The organism is Flavobacterium sharifuzzamanii, assembly GCF_003254585.1.
In the GTDB taxonomy this organism is placed as follows: domain Bacteria; phylum Bacteroidota; class Bacteroidia; order Flavobacteriales; family Flavobacteriaceae; genus Flavobacterium; species Flavobacterium sharifuzzamanii.
Map to the genome: position 1 here is coordinate 228,443 of NZ_QJGZ01000039.1, position 15,250 is coordinate 243,692.

Here is a 15,250-nt window from a genome sequence, read left to right on the forward strand (position 1 = left end):
TTTAGAATTGGAGTTTAAAACAAGTTTGGAATTTGGAATTTATCTCAACAGTCATTTGAGATTGGAATTTTAAAAATATTTATGGAATTAGACGAAAAAAAATATTTATATCTCTTATTACTTATCCCAATTGTGGTATGTATTTTTCTTTTCAATATGTATTGGAAAAGAAGAACACAGCGTGAATTTGGTGATTTGGAAATGGTAAAAAGATTGAGCCCGGAGAAATCGGTTTTTAAACCTGTTTTAAAAATTGTAGTAATTCTTCTGGCACTTACTTGTTTAATTATTGGTTTGGTAAATCCGAAAATCGGAACCAAAATGGAAACCGTAAAACGAGAAGGTATTGATATTGTTTTTGCCGTTGACGTTTCTAAAAGTATGCTGGCAGAAGACGTTGTTCCTAGCCGTTTGGAAAAAAGCAAACAGCTCGTTTCTCAGATTATTAATAATTTAGGAAGCGACAGAATCGGAATCGTAGCTTACGCAGGAAGCGCTTTTCCTGTTTTACCAATTACATCAGATTACAGCGTTGCAAAAATGTTTCTACAAAGTATGAGTCCAGGAATGGTTTCGTCTCAGGGAACATCTTTGGACGAGGCGATTAAATTGTCTTCGACTTACTTTGATGAAAAAAGCAAAACCAGCAAATTACTAATTCTGATTTCTGATGGTGAAGATCATTCTGAAGGTGCAGCTGCGGCGGCAGAAGAAGCCAATAAACTAGGAATGAAAATCATTACAATTGGTGTTGGAACAGAAAGAGGAGGAACAATTCCGTTAAAAGAAAATGGTGTTGTAAGAGGCTATCAGAAAGATCAAAACGGAGAAACAGTAATCACCAAATTAAATCAAGAAGGTTTAAAAACAATTGCAAAAGCAACAAAAGGTGGTTATGTTTACGGCGGAAGCACAAAAGAGGTTTTAGAATATGTAAAAAATGCTTTAAACAATATTCAGAAAACAGAATTTGAAGCTACGCAAATGGCAGAATTTCAGTCGCAGTTTCAATGGTTTATCGGATTTGCATTTTTATTGCTTTTCCTAGACATTTTCTTATTAGAAAGAAAAACAAGCTGGATCAAAGAGTTGGATTTATTTAATGAAAAGAAATAAAAAAGTTAGCCACTAATTGCTCGAATTTACACGAAAAAACAAATTGTTTAATTTGTGAAATTCAAAAAGATAATAACAAAATAAATTAGTGCCAATTAGTGAAATTTGTGGCAAACAAAAATAAAAACTAGAATGAAAAATTTACTCCTTTATATTTTACTAACCGTTTCTTTTGCAGTTTCTGCACAAGAAAAAGATAAAACATTGCCTGCTGGGAATGAAGAATATAAGCAGAATAAATTTACTGATGCTGAGGCAAACTATAGAATTTCGGAATCAAAATTTCCTAAAAAATCAGCAGCACCTTATAATTTAGGAAATACCATTTATAGACAAAATCAGATTTCGGAAGCTAAATTTGCTTATGCGAAAGCGATAAAAAATGCCAAAACAAGACCTGAAAAACACAAGGCTTATCATAACCTTGGAAACACTTTCATGAAAGAGAAAGATTATACGCAGGCAGTTGAAGCTTACAAGCAAGCGCTTCGCAACGATCCAACAGATGAAGAAACGCGTTACAACTATGCTTACGCCAAACAAAAGCTAAAAGAAAATCCTCCTAAAAACGATCAGAAAGATAAAAATAAGGACAAAGACAAGGATAAGGATAAGGATAAAAACAAAGATAAAGACAAGGACAAGGACAAAAATAAAGATAAGGACAAGGATAAAAAAGACGATAAAGGCGACCAGGACAAAGACAAAAAAGATGGCCAAAATGATCCTAAAAAAGACGACAAATCGGACAATCAAGGCCAGCCAAAACCACAGCCTGGAGGAATATCAAAAGAGCGTGTTCAGAATTTATTAGATGCGGTTAATAATGAAGAAAAGAAAATTCAGGACAAAGTAAACGCTCAAAAAGTAAAAGGTAGTCCTAAGAAAACAGAAAAAGACTGGTAAAATAAGTAGAATCGTTTAACCGTTAATGTGTGTATCACAAAATGGTTAAACGATTAAACAGTTAAACAAACAACGACTAAAACAAGTAATGAAAAGATATTTAATTCTATTTCTAATCACTTTTCAAGGACTTATGGCTCAAGTACAATTTGAAGCCAGAGTCAGCAAAAACTCGCTTGGAATAAATGAAAGACTCCGCATAGACTTCATCATGAATGTGGACGGAGATAATTTCGAGCAACCTTCTTTTGATGGATTTAAAATGGTTGCGGGACCAAGCCAACAGATTAGCCAGTCTTGGATAAATGGCCGTAGCTCTTTTCAAAAAATATATTCTTATATCATACAGCCTGAGCGAAAAGGATCCATTACAATCAAACAGGCGGCAATAGAATTTAATGGCCAGGTTTACAAAACCAATCCGATAAAAGTTACAGTAACCAATGCAGTTGCTCAGGAAAGAGATCCAAATGACAGACCTCAAGGATCTGGAAATGAATTATTGGAACTTGTTGCAGAAATCTCAAAAACAAATCCGTACTTAAACGAACCAATCACAGTCGTTTATAAATTGTATTTTAATAATATTGGTGTTAATGGTTTTAAAGAATTAGCAAAACCTAAATACAATGATTTCTGGAATCAGAATATTGATGTAAAACAACTTTCTGTACAACAAGGATCTTATCAAGGTCAACAGGCTTACTATGTAATCTTAAAAAAGACGATTTTATACCCTCAGAAATCAGGAAGACTTACTATTGATCCTCTTTCATTAGATATTGAAATAGAAATGGCTTCTAATCGTCGTGATATGTTTGGTCAAATGATTACGACACAAGGTAATAAAATAGTTACTGCTGGAGCTAAAGCAATCAATGTAAGACCGCTTCCTGAAAGCACTCAACCAGAAGGATTTACAGGCGCAGTTGGAAAATTAAATTTTACAGTTACTCCATCAAAAACAACGCTTAAAAATGGCGAAGGGCTTGATTTAATTGTAAGTGCACAAGGAACTGGAAACATGAAATTATTCACGCTTCCTAAACCAGTTGTTCCAAATGCATTAGAAATGTATGATCCTGTTCATGATGAAAGTGTAACGACTTCGCTTGCAGGAATGTCTGGAAGAATTACGGATAAATATACAATCGTTCCGCAATACAGAGGAAAATATGCCATCAAACCGATGCAATTTTCGTATTTCGATTTGAGTACTGGGACTTATAAAACCATCACTTCAAAAGAAATTATGATTGACGTTTTAGATGGTCCAACTCCTGCAGAAGCAAACACAGGAACGACATCTAAAAATGCAATGGCGCAAACGGATCATTTCAAAAACATTAAACCTAAAACAGCTTTAATTCCGATTGAGAAAAAAGATTTTTATGATTCAAATCTATATTTAGGATTACTGTTTGCACCATTTATCATTATTCCGATCATCATTTTAGCTAGAAAGAAAAAAGAGGCTATGGATAGTGATGTTACTGGAAACAGAATTAGAATGAACAATAAGCTGGCTAAAAAATATTTATCGCAAGCGAAGAAACATCTTAACAACAAAGAGCCTTTCTATATCGCACTTGAAAAAGCAATGCATAATTTCTTGAAAGCTAAACTGCATATTGAAACCTCAGAAATGAGTAAAGACAATATTAGAGAATTGCTATTATCTAGAAATGCAAATGCAGAAACGGTTCAGAATTTTATTGCTTTGACTGAAAACTGCGAGTTTGCACGTTATGCACCAGCATCAAGCGCTTCAATTCAGCAGGATTATGATAAAGCGGTTATGATTATTTCTGAATTAGAAAAACAAATTGTTTAAACGTAATAAAACAAACCTGACAGGTTTTGAAAACCTGTCAGGTTTAAACAAAATAAGATGAAAAACATACTATATCTCTTTTTATTCATCTCACAGGTTTTCTTTGCGCAAGGTCGTTTTGAATCGGCCAATGCATTGTACCAAAAAGGGCAATATAAAGAAGCAGCACAGGTTTATGAGAACATCATAAAGGAAGATAAATTACATTCTGCCGAAGTGTATTTTAATCTTGGAAATTGTTATTACAAACTAAATCAGGTTGCGCCTTCGATTTATAATTATGAAAAGGCTTTGGTGCTTAAACCAAATGATCCTGAGACTTTAAACAATTTAAAGTTTGCAAAAAAACTAACTATTGACGAAATCAAAGAAGTTCCGAAAGTAGGTTTTGCAAAACTGATTCAGAACTTTACTTCCATTTTTGATTATAATACTTGGGCTAAAATTTCTGTTGTACTTGGTTTTGTGTTTTTGTTGAGTTTTATTGGATATTATTTTTCGAGCGCTACAATTGCAAAAAGAATTTATTTTGTCGGAATGTTTATCATTTTGGTAGCTTTTGCTTTAAGCATTTCAGCTGGAATGTCTGAAAAAAGTCATTTTGAGAATGATCGTGTTGCCATTGTTTTTTCTGAATTAAGCCAAGTGAGACATGAACCTCAAAAATCTTCAAATGGAATTATTTTATTACACGAAGGAGCAAAAGTTTATGTTTTGGAAAGTGTTGCTGGCTGGAAAAAAATCGAACTAACAGATGGAACTCAAGGTTGGATTGACTCTTCAACCATCAAAGAAGTAAAATAAGATTTTAAAAATATTCAAATAAAAAATTCCAAATTCCAATTTTAAGTTGGAGTTTGGAATTTTTATTTTTTGGAATTTAATGATTAATTCACCGCATCAACCAATCTTACAAACTCAGATCTATAACCATCTTCGTCATTTGACAAACCAGATTTTGCTAATCTTTTAATATCAGAACTTGAACTGTTCGCAATATATTTTGATTCACGCAATTTTAATCCGAACCAAGAAACAGCTGTTGTAAATTTGAAATCTTGAGAGCTATTTTCTAAGTCAGTTTTCTTATCTGCTATAAAATTAACGATTTCAATACTTTTATTGCCATCAGGTTTTTTATATCTAAACTTTACAGTCGCCAACTCATCACTATGATTTTCAGTTACTTTTTGCGTTTTAGTATATTTTAAATCTGAAGGAACATAATCGCTTTCTACACCCACCGGAACAATCTCATACAAAGCCGTAACCGAATGTCCGCTACCTAATTCTCCCGCATCAATTTTATCATTTTTAAAATCTTCTGCATTCAGTTTTCGGTTTTCATAACCAATCAATCGATACGCTTGAACGTGATTTGGATTAAACTCAATTTGGATTTTTACATCTTTCGCGATAGCAAACATTGATCCTTTAAATTCTTTTCCAAGAAAACGATTTGCTTCTTGAATGTTGTCGATATAAGCGTAATTTCCATTTCCTTTGTCTGCTAAAATTTCCATTTTAGAATCTTTATAATTTCCCATTCCAAATCCAAGAACAGTTAAGAAAACTCCAGATTCTCTTTTTTGTTCAATCAATTTTAGCATATCATCATCAGAAGAAGCGCCAACATTAAAATCACCATCTGTAGCTATTACTACTCTATTATTTCCTTCTTTAATAAAATTTTGCTGTGCTAGTTTATAGGCTAATTCTATTCCTTCTCCACCTGCCGTGCTTCCGCCTGCATGTAAATCGTCAAAAGCATCCATAATTTCGTCTTTATTATCTCCAGAAGTTGGTTCTAAAACTACTCCTGCAGATCCCGCATAAACTACGATCGAAACTTTATCAATACTTCTTAGCTCTTTCACTAAAACCTTCATAGATTCTTTCAGCAATGGCAATTTATTTGGTTCATCCATAGAACCCGAAACATCCACTAAAAAAACTAGATTAGTAGCCGGCAAATTTGCCATTGGAATATTTTTTCCCTGCAAACCAATTTTTAGTAATCGGCTGTTTTTATTCCACGGACAGTCGCTATATTCCGTATTAATCGCAAACGGATGCTGTCCATCTGGCTGCGGATATTTGTATTTAAAGAAGTTTATCATTTCTTCCACACGAACTGCGTCTTTCGGAACTTTCTGTCCTTCGTTTATAAATCTACGGATATTGGTATACGATGCATTATCAACATCGATAGAAAAAGTAGATAAAGGTTCTTTTAGCGGAGATTCAAATGGATTTTCTTCTAATCCTGCGTAGCTTTCCGTATTGGTTTCAGGAATATAATTTTCCTCTTCAATTAAATCGGTCGTTGCTACCACAACTGCGGTAGAATCTGCAGACTCCGCAACAGCATAATCAGCTTTCTTACAGCCGAAAATAGTAAGTACGAGGAATGCCATCATAAAGAAATTAAGATTTCTCATAAAGTAAGTTTTTAAAAAATTAATAAAAGGTTATAGGCTTCAAATAAGGACTAGCATTCCGGATTTACTAGAGGCGATTATTTGCAATTTTTCGAGTATCAAAATCGTGCCAAATTTTTTACAAATATTTTTCTTACGTGAAAATAAAATGAGAAACCCTTATTTTTAAAGGGTTTTGGTGCGGAATATTTTTTGTGAAATGCAAATATTTTTTTGCCACAGATTAAAATGATTGAATGGATTATTTTCTTGTGGGATAATTTTTTTTATGCCTTTGAATTGTAGAAACGCACTGAACGTCTAACACAACGTTTGCCGATATACTAGACATAGACGCACTGCAATGCGTCTCTACAGAACATTGGGATGTAAAAATTAAATATTTTTATGCCACAGATTTTAATTATTAAATAGATTATTTTTTAGAAATCCTTTTTAATCCTTTTAATCTGTGGCATTAATTTTTATTTAAACTGATAAATTTTCTCTGGCGTTACGCAATAATCCAATTTGATATCCGATTCAAAAACGTCATCAATTTGGTTTACGGCTTCAAAAAAAGAAAGTCCGATTTTGATAGTTTCTGGTTTACATTCGGCAAGGAATTTATCATAAAAACCTTTTCCGTAACCTATTCGATTTCCATGAATATCAAAAGCTAAAAGCGGCACAAACACAACTTCAACTTTAGACGAAGGAACTTCGATTCCGTCAACTGGTTCTGGAATATTGTATTCGTTCTTTTTGATTTTAGTATTATCCGTTAAGAGAAAATGAGTCATTTTTCTGGTTTCAAAATCACTTTTCGAAATCAAGATTTCTTTGTCTTTTCCAGAAAGCAAATGCAGAACATATTCGGTATTGATTTCCTTATGCTCTTCAATTGGAAGAAAAACATGATAATAACTTTTATCCCAAATCGGCATTTGGATTAATTGGTTTGCAATTGCCAAACTTTTTTCTTCTATATCTTCAAAAGAAAGTGTTTTACGGAGATTTTTATATTCTGTGCGAAGTTCCTTTTTACTCGTCGGCATTGTCTGGAGTTTTAGATAAATGATAAATGGCATCGCCTTCGTAAACAATCGGCGAATGGTTTGCATTAATTACATAACCATCATGTGGCGCTTTAATTTTTTGTTCAAACTTCCCAAACGGATCCGTAATTATGGCTAAGATTGTGCCTTTGGTTACGAACTTTCCAACGAGATTAAAATCATGCAGCAGTCCAGAACATTTTGCACGAAGCCAAACTGATTGTTTAATATAAATTGAAGGTGTTAATGCAGGTTCCATAATTTGTTTAGAATCTAGCATTCCTAAATAATGAAGCAAACGTTTTGTTCCTAAAACACCTTGATTTGCAATTTCATTATTGATGTCTAATGATTTTCCGCCTTCAAAAAGCAGCATTTTCACATTGGCACTTTCAGAAGTTTTTCTAAAAGATCCATTTATATTTTTAGAATACAGCGTAAATGGCGCATTAAAAATATCGGCCAAAACTTTCAGTTCGGGATTGTTTTCGGTAATTCTAATTTGTGGCGCGTTAAAACGGCTTGCCCCTCCAGCATGAAAATCGACTGCATAATCTAAAATTGGCAAAATCTCTTCAACAATATGATAAGCAAATCGGCTGGCAAGCGAACCTTTTTTACTTCCTGGAAAAACGCGGTTTAAATCACGACCGTCTGGAAACTCTCGAGATTTGTTCACAAAACCGTACATGTTGATAACGGGAATGCAAATTATTGTGCCACGTGCAGGTCTGTTAATTTTTTTACTGATAATCTGGCGAACGATTTCAACTCCGTTAATTTCGTCACCATGAATTCCAGCAGAAAATAAAACAGTCGGTCCTTCGTGTTTTGAACGACGAACAATAACAGGAATATTCAACTTAGTTGTAGTATGCAGTCGGGCAATTTCGACGTTTATGGTTCTATGTTCTCCCGGCAAAATCGATTCGCCGAAAATAACCAATGGAGCATTATTTTTCATGTGAATTATAAAATCTAAATATAGAAATTATATTTTAAATTCATACTTTTGGATTTAATACACAAATTCCTATATAAACAAAATAATAACCTATTTACCAAAAGAATGAAAAAGACTTTAATATTACTTAGCGTGTTAACCCTTATGGTTTCATGCATGAGCAAGGAAGAAAAAATGAAAGAAGCAGAAGAAGATGGAAATGAAGTAATTGCTGTAAAATCTAAATTAATTGAAGGCGCAGGAAAAGCGCTTCAAGATGAAGGAAAAGCAGCTGCAAAAAGCGCTTCTAAAGGTATTGGAGATGTGATAAAAGGAATAAATTCTGGAGTGAATGAAAGCATAAATCAATCTGATGTAATTGCTGAAGCCTCTTTTAAAGCAAATTTTGAAGATTGCAAAGCCGAAAAAATTTATGCTTCTAGCGAAGACAAAGAAAAAAAAGTAACAATTTATTTAATAGCTAAAAATGACTTTAAAGGCGATCTAATTTTAAAAGCTTTCAATGCTGATAAAAAAGAAATAGGCAGAAGCCGATTAAAAGTAGACATTAAAAAAGATGATGCTAAATATGTAGATTTTACTTTTGACGAAAGAACACATTTACTGCAAACAGAATATTTTTCGATCAAATAAAATATGTTTTACAAAAGAGCCCTTTACAAAATAAAGGGCTCTTTTTTTTAAATAAGAAACTCAAAAGAATTTTAAACTTTAAGCTCAATAGCTTAATTTTGTAATTATGCAGAGTCCTCTTGAACTTCAAATTATTACCTTACCCGATAATCCTGGCGTTTATCAATATTATGATAAAGACGGGAAAATCTTGTATGTCGGAAAAGCCAAAAATTTAAAAAAAAGGGTTTCATCCTATTTCAATAAAATTCACGATACTGCCAAAACCAATGTTCTGGTAAAAAAAATCGTGACGATAAAACACATCGTAGTTCCAACCGAAACCGATGCGCTTTTATTAGAAAACAATTTAATTAAAACACTTCAGCCGAGATACAACGTTTTGCTTCGCGATGACAAAACGTATCCATGGATTTGTATTAAAAAAGAACCTTTTTCGAGAATATTTTCAACTCGAAACATGATTAAGGATGGCTCTGAATATTTTGGTCCATACACCAGTTTCAAAACAGTACATACTATTTTAGATTTAATTAAAGAATTATATCCGCTTCGAACTTGCAACTATGATTTGAGCGAATCGAATATTAATTCAGGAAAATTTAAAGTTTGTCTGGAATATCATATTGGCAATTGCAAAGGACCTTGCGAAGGTTTGGAACCTTTGGAAGAATACCAAAAACAAGTCAATGCAATTCGCGAAATCCTGAAAGGAAACTTCAAAGAAAGTTTAAAGGATTTCAAGAAATTGATGAATACTTATGCGCAGAATTTACAATTTGAAGAGGCGCAAAAAATAAAAGAGAAAATTGAGGTTTTAGAAAACTATCAATCAAAATCGACAATCATCAATCCGAAGATTACCAATATTGATGTTTTCTCTATTGTTTCCGATGAAAGTGCGGCTTTTGTCAACTTCCTTCAGATTTCTCACGGTTCGATTATTCGTTCGCACACTTTAGAAATGAAGAAAAAATTGGACGAAAGCGATGAAGAATTATTAGAATTAGCTATTGTAGAGCTTCGTGAACGTTTTCAATTATTATCAAAAGAAATTATTGTTCCTTTTGAAATGGATTTGGGCGAAAATATAAAAATCACTGTTCCGCAGCTTGGAGACAAAAAACAGATTTTAGATTTGTCAATTCGAAATGCGAAATTCTATCGAATCGAACAATTAAAACAATTGCAGATTGTAGATCCCGATCGTCATGTGAATAGAATTATGGCACAGATGCAGAAAGATTTACGTCTTCCGTCCGAACCTCGCCATATTGAATGTTTTGATAATTCGAACATTCAGGGAACAAATCCTGTTGCGGCTTGTGTAGTTTTTAAAGACGGAAAACCTAGCAAAAAAGATTATCGTCATTTTAATGTCAAAACCGTTGAAGGACCAAACGACTTTGCTTCGATGACCGAAATTGTGTATAGACGTTACAAAAGATTATTGGACGAAAAGGAACCGCTTCCGCAATTGATTATTATTGATGGAGGAAAAGGACAGCTTTCGGCAGCATTAAAAAGTATCGACGATTTAGGCTTACGCGGAAAAGTGGCTATTATCGGAATTGCAAAACGTTTGGAAGAACTTTTCTATCCTGGCGATTCGATTCCGTTATATCTCGACAAAAAATCAGAAACTTTAAAAGTGATTCAGCATTTAAGAAACGAAGCGCACAGATTCGGAATCACATTTCATAGAGATAAACGAAGCAAATCGGCACTTAATTCTTCGGTCGAAAGCATTCCTGGAATTGGCGAAAAGACCATGACAACATTAATACAACATTTCAAAAGTGTTAAAAGATTGAAATTGGCTACAGAAAAAGAAATTTCAGCCGTTGTAGGTGTTTCTAAAGCCAAAAAAATTGTCGACTTTTATCACAATAATCAATCTTAAGAATGAAAACAGCAATATTGTACATCCTTATTTTAGTTTCTGCAAATTGTTTCAGTCAAAAAAATATTGAGTTTTATCAAAAAGATCAAACAAAAATAAAAATAAATCTACCGAAAGATTCTGAAAAATTAGAAGTGCACACTTCTAAAAACAATAAGCCACAGGTTATACTTAACATCGAAATTTCAGGTTCGATTACAGGTAAAGAAACAAATATCGAAATAGAAGATTATAATTTTGATGGTTACAAAGATTTTTCCGTTTACCATACAGATGATGGAATGGGAGTTTACAGGGTTTACCAAATCTTTATTTACAATCCGACAAATGGTTTGTTTAAAGAAGCACAGATACCATCAGACTCTAGTCCTGAATGCAGTGAATTTTGTGATGTAGTAATAAATAAAAAAGATAAAACGTTTGAATCTACCTGCAGAGGCGCCGCAAGATGGCACACTGACAGATGGAAATTTGACAAAAACAATAAGTTAAAACTTCTAAAAAGTAAATCAGAGTAATACAACATATTAAAGTCAAAAAATTGCCGACTTTTACAAAAACAATTAGCTAATAGTTTATGCGCCTAAACCAGCTGTCCATTTCAAATACTCGGTCAAAAGGATTTTTTTCCAATCCCAAAAAAGGAGCTTCTTGGGTCGCTCTTTTTTGGCAGGAAAAAATAACCTTTTGTCTCTCGCAGTTTTCCATTTCCATCTGGGGCGTGTCAGCACTTATTTTCATAATGACATTTTTATTTTCGCAGGAAGCATTTTCGCAGGAAATGAAAAAAGATAGTGTTAAAAGACCTAAAATCGGATTGGTTCTAAGCGGTGGAGGCGCCAAAGGTTTTGCCCATATCGGAGTTTTAAAAGTTCTGGAAGAAGCCGGAATCAAAATTGATTATATTGGCGGAACCAGCATGGGTTCTGTAATTGGCGGACTTTACGCTTCTGGCTATAATGCCTCACAAATTGACTCGATTTTTAAAAAAACCAATTTTGACGAATTAATAAACGATTATATTCCGCGTTCATCCAAAAACTTCTACGGCAAAAAGAATGACGAATTATATGCGATTGTTTTACCGTTTAGTAATTTCAGAATCGGCATTCCTGAAGCTCTTTCAAAAGGAATGTACAATTATAATCTATTAAGCAGTTTGACTAGAAACGTTCGTCATGTTCGTGATTTCAACAAACTGCCAACTCCGTTTTTATGTATCGGAACCAATATTGAAACTGGCGAAGAAGTTTTATTAAACAAAGGAAATCTCGTTCAAGCCATGATGGCAAGTGCGGCTTTTCCTTCCCTATTTACTCCCGTAGAAATTGATGGGAATCTTTTGGTTGATGGCGGCGTGGTAAATAATTACCCAATACAGGAAGTTCGCAATCTTGGTGCTGATATTATCATTGGGGTTGACGTTCAGGACGACTTGCTGAAAAGAAAAAACCTGAAAAATGCCACGAGAATTTTGGTTCAGATTACCAATCTGCAATCTATCGAAAAAATGAAAAACAAAAGAAAAGATACCGATGTTTATATCAAACCAGATATTCGTGACTTTGGTGTTATTTCATTTGACCGAGGAGAAGAAATCATCAGAAAAGGAGAAGAAGCATCTTTTGCTGTTTATGAAAAACTCAAAACCTTGACAGATGAAAATAATTTCTACAAAAAACCAAAACTAAAACTGGCTTCAGATACTCTTCATATTCAAGATATAAATACTGACAAATTAGAAAATTACACCAAAGAATATATTCGAGGTAAACTTCGTTTTAAACCAGGAAGCACTATAACTTATGACGGTCTTAAGGCTGGAATAAACAACTTAAATGCAACACAAAACTTTAGTACAATCTCATATTGTCTTCAACCAGATGGCGATAAAGACGACTTGGATTTAGTTTTAAGAGAAAACCCAACTCAGACTTATTTAAAACTTGGACTTCATTATGATGGTCTTTACAAAAGTGCCGTTTTATTAAATCTAACGCATAAAAAGACTTTCTTAAAAAATGATGTTACTTCTCTCGATATCATTTTGGGTGATAATTTCAGATATGATTTTAACTATTATGTTGAAAATGGTTTTAACATCAGTTTTGGTTTCCGCTCGAGATTGAATCAATTTAATCGAAATGTAACTACTAGCTTGAGTGGCGTCCTCAAAGAGAATCCAAATGTTAACCTTATTAATGTTGACTTCATGGATATAACCAATCAGGCCTATTTCCAGACTATTTTTGTACAGAAATTTTTAATGGGTGGCGGTTTAGAATATAAATATTTAAAAATCAATTCGCCTACACTTGCCAACGAAGAGAATATAATTGAGAAAAGCAATTATTTTAGTGCCTTTGCTTATTTAAAATACGATTCGCTAGATGAAAAATACTACCCAAATTCTGGATTATATTTTTCTACAGATTTGCAAACCTATATGGCATCATCAGATTATACGAAACAATTTAAGCCTTTCTCAATTGCGAAAGCTGAAATATCAGTTGTAAGGCCGCTATTTAGAAAAGCAACTATAAAATTTGGAGCTGATGCTGGATTTAATATTGGCAGCGACAGTGTTCCGTTTTTTGATTTTATATTTGGAGGTTATGGCTACAACAAAATAAACAATTTCAATTATTTCTACGGATATGACTTTTTAAGCATTGCTGGCAATAGTTATATTAAAACTGATATCAATATTGATTATGAAATATTCAAAAAAAATCATATCAATGTATCAGCAAATTTTGCCAATTTGGGAGATGATATTTTTTCTTCCGTCGATTGGATTTCAATGCCAAAGTATACAGGATATGCAATTGGTTATGGCTTAGAAACTATCATAGGTCCTATCGAAGTAAAACAATCTTGGTCTCCAGAAATGTCAAAAAGCTTTACATGGTTTAGTATTGGGTTTCAATTTTAGTAGTATAAACGAGAATACTTCAATAAATTCTGCCTATTTTTTTACATCATAAAAATTATATCAAAAAAACTAAGTTATTTTATAGTTATAAATAATATAATTTTTATTTTTACTTCGAAAAAATTACGACATTTGTTATAATGAAAACAAATTGGACAGGTTTATTAGAGTATCTTCAATTCCTCATCAAGAGAAATCCTGAGTAATGGCTCTATCGAATTGAAATAATCAGTCAATTAAAAAAATTGAACTGATTATTATCTCTGCAATTCAAATTTTCGAATTATCTAATTTACTAATTATCTAATTGAAAAAGCCATGCCACTATATCATAAACTTGGGGATTTTCCTCAAAAGCGACACACCCAATTTGAAAAACCAAATGGAGGTTTTTACTACGAACAATTGTTTGGAACCGAAGGTTTTCACGGACATTCGTCGCTATCATATCATGTACACAGACCAACACAGGTTAAAGAAATTTTAAACTCTTATTCGGTTGAACCAAAAATTGCAATCGGAAAAAACATAAAATCACTTCTTTTTAAAGGTTTTGAATTAAAACCTGAAAATGATTTTCTAGACAGCCGAAAAGCAATGTTAGTTAATAAAGACTGTATTATTGGTTTGGCTGCGCCGAAAGAATCCCTTCGAAATTATTTCTATAAAAATGCCGATGCCGATGAAATGCTTTTCATCCATAGAGGGAAAGGGAAATTAAGAACCATGTTAGGAAATATTCCGTTTGAATATGGCGATTATTTGATTATTCCACGCGGCATTATTTATCAGATTGATTTCGAAACAGAAGACAACCGATTATTTTATGTAGAATCATATTCTCCTTTTTACACTCCTAAACGTTATAAAAATCAGTCAGGACAGCATTTAGAACATTCTCCATTTTGCGAGCGTGATTTTATTCTGCCAAACGAATTGGAAACACATGACGAAAAAGGTGATTTTTTAATTAAAATCAAAAAAGAAGGCATGATGCACGAAGTGGTTTATGCCACACATCCGTTTGACGTTGTAGGCTGGGACGGCTACAATTTTCCATACGGATTTTCAATTCATAATTTCGAACCTATAACTGGACGTGTTCACCAACCGCCACCAGTACACCAAACTTTTGAAACAGCAACTTTTGTTGTTTGTTCATTCTGCCCAAGACTTTACGATTATCACCCAAAAGCTATTCCAGCACCGTACAATCATAGCAATATAGATTCTGACGAAGTACTGTATTATGTTGATGGTGATTTTATGAGTCGTAATAATATCGAGCAAGGTCATATCACTTTACACCCAAAAGGAATTCCGCACGGACCAGCGCCTGGCGCAATGGAACGCAGTATCGGTCACAAAGAAACTCAAGAATTAGCCGTTATGGTGGATACTTTCCGCCCATTAATGGTTACTGAAGAAGCGATGGGTCTGGATGACGGGAAATATTATAAATCTTGGACGGAGTAACTAAT

12 protein-coding genes are annotated in these 15,250 nt (G+C 33.4%); 9 read left to right on the plus strand and 3 right to left on the minus strand.

The window, feature by feature from the left end; genetic code table 11:
* Positions 1 to 81 precede the first annotated feature (81 nt).
* The 4 genes from DMA14_RS13855 to DMA14_RS13870 all read left to right on the plus strand — a co-directional run bounded on the left by DMA14_RS13855 (position 82) and on the right by DMA14_RS13870 (position 4,660).
* Positions 82 to 1,116: a vWA domain-containing protein gene (locus tag DMA14_RS13855; RefSeq protein ID WP_111425211.1), complete on the plus strand. Its 1,035-nt coding sequence runs from the start codon at positions 82 to 84 to the stop codon at positions 1,114 to 1,116.
* A 132-nt stretch (positions 1,117 to 1,248) separates the two neighbouring features.
* Positions 1,249 to 2,022 carry a tetratricopeptide repeat protein gene (locus DMA14_RS13860; protein WP_111425212.1) on the plus strand — a complete coding sequence of 258 codons (774 nt, stop codon included), beginning with the start codon at positions 1,249 to 1,251 and terminating at the stop codon, positions 2,020 to 2,022.
* An 88-nt stretch (positions 2,023 to 2,110) separates the two neighbouring features.
* Positions 2,111 to 3,856: a BatD family protein gene (locus tag DMA14_RS13865; protein WP_111425213.1), complete on the plus strand. Its 1,746-nt coding sequence runs from the start codon at positions 2,111 to 2,113 to the stop codon at positions 3,854 to 3,856.
* Between the two features lie 57 nt (positions 3,857 to 3,913).
* Positions 3,914 to 4,660 carry a tetratricopeptide repeat protein gene (locus tag DMA14_RS13870; protein ID WP_111425214.1) on the plus strand — a complete coding sequence of 249 codons (747 nt, stop codon included), beginning with the start codon at positions 3,914 to 3,916 and terminating at the stop codon, positions 4,658 to 4,660.
* 83 nt (positions 4,661 to 4,743) lie between these two features.
* On the opposite strand, the gene DMA14_RS13875 is transcribed toward DMA14_RS13870, so the two are convergent.
* The 3 genes from DMA14_RS13875 to DMA14_RS13885 all read right to left on the minus strand — a co-directional run bounded on the left by DMA14_RS13875 (position 4,744) and on the right by DMA14_RS13885 (position 8,298).
* Positions 4,744 to 6,297 (minus strand): vWA domain-containing protein, encoded by a 1,554-nt coding sequence (locus DMA14_RS13875; protein ID WP_111425215.1) that lies wholly within the window; start codon positions 6,295 to 6,297, stop codon positions 4,744 to 4,746.
* Between the two features lie 464 nt (positions 6,298 to 6,761).
* Positions 6,762 to 7,334 carry a 5-formyltetrahydrofolate cyclo-ligase gene (locus DMA14_RS13880; protein ID WP_111425216.1) on the minus strand — a complete coding sequence of 191 codons (573 nt, stop codon included), beginning with the start codon at positions 7,332 to 7,334 and terminating at the stop codon, positions 6,762 to 6,764.
* Positions 7,321 to 8,298 carry a succinylglutamate desuccinylase/aspartoacylase family protein gene (locus DMA14_RS13885; protein WP_111377522.1) on the minus strand — a complete coding sequence of 326 codons (978 nt, stop codon included), beginning with the start codon at positions 8,296 to 8,298 and terminating at the stop codon, positions 7,321 to 7,323. Before DMA14_RS13885 ends, DMA14_RS13880 begins: the two co-directional genes overlap by 14 nt.
* Before the next feature lie 105 nt (positions 8,299 to 8,403).
* Here DMA14_RS13885 and DMA14_RS13890 point away from each other — a divergent pair, with 105 nt between their 5' ends.
* The 5 genes from DMA14_RS13890 to DMA14_RS13910 all read left to right on the plus strand — a co-directional run bounded on the left by DMA14_RS13890 (position 8,404) and on the right by DMA14_RS13910 (position 15,245).
* Positions 8,404 to 8,931, plus strand: a complete 528-nt coding sequence (locus DMA14_RS13890) for a hypothetical protein (RefSeq protein ID WP_157957708.1) — start codon at positions 8,404 to 8,406, stop codon at positions 8,929 to 8,931.
* A 106-nt stretch (positions 8,932 to 9,037) separates the two neighbouring features.
* Entirely contained in the window at positions 9,038 to 10,834 is a 1,797-nt protein-coding gene (gene uvrC, locus DMA14_RS13895; protein ID WP_162536288.1) for an excinuclease ABC subunit UvrC, read from the plus strand.
* A gap of 2 nt (positions 10,835 to 10,836) precedes the next feature.
* Positions 10,837 to 11,352: an XAC2610-related protein gene (locus tag DMA14_RS13900; protein ID WP_111425219.1), complete on the plus strand. Its 516-nt coding sequence runs from the start codon at positions 10,837 to 10,839 to the stop codon at positions 11,350 to 11,352.
* Between the two features lie 224 nt (positions 11,353 to 11,576).
* Complete coding sequence (locus DMA14_RS13905; protein ID WP_394336016.1) at positions 11,577 to 13,769, plus strand: patatin-like phospholipase family protein; 2,193 nt, start codon at positions 11,577 to 11,579, stop codon at positions 13,767 to 13,769.
* A 318-nt stretch (positions 13,770 to 14,087) separates the two neighbouring features.
* Entirely contained in the window at positions 14,088 to 15,245 is a 1,158-nt protein-coding gene (locus DMA14_RS13910; protein ID WP_111425221.1) for a homogentisate 1,2-dioxygenase, read from the plus strand.
* Positions 15,246 to 15,250: the final 5 nt, after the last annotated feature.